Annotated in this window: 2 protein-coding genes and 1 pseudogene; 1 reads left to right on the top strand and 2 read right to left on the bottom strand. The window is 61.1% G+C overall.

All coding sequences use genetic code 11. The annotated features are described in order from the left end of the window. Window positions 1-32 precede the first annotated feature (32 nt). On the bottom strand, window positions 33-1,451 hold the full coding sequence (gene cls, locus N5D22_RS27100) for a cardiolipin synthase (protein WP_035747392.1): 1,419 nt from the start codon (window positions 1,449-1,451) through the stop codon (window positions 33-35). 221 nt (window positions 1,452-1,672) lie between these two features. Here cls and N5D22_RS27095 point away from each other — a divergent pair. Next, window positions 1,673-1,822, top strand: a pseudogene (locus N5D22_RS27095) (IS110 family transposase); the annotation flags it as partial. A gap of 40 nt (window positions 1,823-1,862) precedes the next feature. Here the strand turns inward: N5D22_RS27095 and N5D22_RS27090 are convergent. After that, on the bottom strand, window positions 1,863-2,090 hold a 228-nt coding region (locus N5D22_RS27090; RefSeq protein WP_151616770.1), incomplete at its 5' end, for an integrase core domain-containing protein.

The raw sequence follows: 2,090 nt of genomic DNA, 5'->3' as shown, positions 1-2,090 counted from the left end.
GTCTGGACCCTAGCTGACAATCCTCATTACTCTCAAAGAAGCGGTGCCCAAAGCCGCGCAAGAGGCGAACTGATCCGGATGTGAAGCGGCTGATCGACAAGCGCGCTGATCAGTTCATCGCTCTGTACAAAATCGTCAGACAGCATGCGCTCCACGTCGGACGCAAAGGCCCCGTCTGCGACGAAGACCATGCTCTCGAAATTGAGCCGGAAGGAACGGTTGTCGAGGTTCGCGGTCCCGACCGCTGCCAGATCGTCATCCACGAGAATGACCTTCTGGTGCAAAAAGCCGTCGCAATAGCGGAAGAACCGCACGCCTGTTGCACGCAATTCGTCGAAATAGGCGTGCGAAGCGAGCCACGGCAGATAATGGTCGATCGTGGAGGGGAGCAGAATCCGCACATCCCGACCTGCAAGGGCCGCAGAGACGAGCGCGGACATGATGTCGGTGTCCGGTACGAAATAGGGCGAGGCGATCCAGATCCTGTCCCGGGCAGCCGTGATCGCGGTGAAGAACATCAGGCTACCGCTGTCGATCGGGTCTCCGGGCCCCGTTGGCACTAGGGCTGCAAGCGTCGCGTTTTCCGGGTCCGTCGCGTCACCCGCCTCCCATGGCAAATCGTCCGTCAGGGACTCGCCGCTGGCCCAATGCCAGTCCTCCGCGAAAACGGCTTGTATCTGCCCCGCGACCGGCCCCCGGATCTCGACATGTGTGTCTCTCCAGCGGCCGAACTGCGGGTCAAGGCCGAGATACTCGTCGCCAACGTTGTGCCCGCCGACAAAGGCCACGTCACCGTCGACGACAACCGTTTTGCGATGATTACGAAAGTTGATCTCCAACCGCGATGTTGGACCTCTGGAGTGATCCGGGTTCAGCACGGCGACACCGGCGTCGCGCAATCTGGCGGCCCAGGCCTCCGGCAGTTTCTGGCTGCCCACCCCGTCATACATCACGCGGACCTTCACGCCGCGCGCGGCGGCAGCAACGAGGTGATCCGCCAAGCGCCGTCCAAGCCCGTCGTCTCGTATGATGTAGAACTGCACACATACGCTTTCGCGCGCGCTGTCGACCACTGCGCAGATGGCATCGAAGGTCGCGCCGCCGTCGATCAGCAGCCGGACCTCATTTCCGCCGGTAAAGGGCAGTCCCCCGATGCGTTCGAGCGCGCGCAGCGTTTTCTCCCGTTCAAACGGGAGGGTGCCTCTGCTCGCTTCGGTATCTTGTATGCTGAACAGGTCATGGCTTTCTCGCCATGCCGCGCGATAGTCGCGGACTTTGCGGCGACCGAGCACAAGGAAGGCTGGAACGCCGAACCACGGCGATGAAACGAGAAAGACGACCCAAGCGGCTGCACCCTGTGGCGTGCGCGCCGATGCAATCGCGGCCCAGACGCAATAGGCGACTGCCAAGGCGCCAAAAACAGCCAGTATTGTCGCAAGAACTGTCGTCACCTGGCGAGCGGCTCCCGAGTCAAAGAGTAAAATAGCGCGCTTATCGTAGCAGCGATTTTAGAAACGGAAATGGTCGTGTCGCGAAGGTGGTGGAAATTGCCGAGCAGCGGGCTCCGGGCATGTAACGTTGGCTCCAGTCAGGGGCGTTGATGATGTGACCGCCCCCCGACGGCATCGCTGTGCCAAGGTGGGTCTGCGAGGATCCACAGAGAGGAGCGGTCATGTCGGAGATTATCACGGTTGGGCTCGACCTGGCGAAGAATGTGTTTCAGGCGCATGGGGCTGATGCATCCGGGCGCGTGTTGCTGCGCAAGAAGCTGAGACGGGACCAAGTGCTGGCGTTTTTCGGTCAGTTGCCGCCCTGCGTGGTGGGGTAATCCTCCCCGTTTTAACGGGGTGCAGCCGTAGAACTCACGCGGCCATCTTCAGCTTCATGGCAGGTGTGACCCCGCCGATGCCCATGTTCGGGCGTTCGTTGTTGTAGGTCCAGAGCCATTCGGTGGCGATCTGCTGCACCTCCTCGATGGTTTCAAAGATGTAGAGGTCCAGCCATTCGTGGCGGACCGTCCGGTTGTAGCGCTCGACATAAGCGTTCTGCTGGGGCTTGCCGGGCTGGATGTAGGTCAGGGTGATGCCCTG

This window comes from Agrobacterium sp. GD03872 (assembly GCF_029840625.1).
GTDB classification, from domain to species: domain Bacteria; phylum Pseudomonadota; class Alphaproteobacteria; order Rhizobiales; family Rhizobiaceae; genus Agrobacterium; species Agrobacterium fabrum_A.
This window is presented reverse-complemented; position numbering and strand designations above follow the sequence as displayed.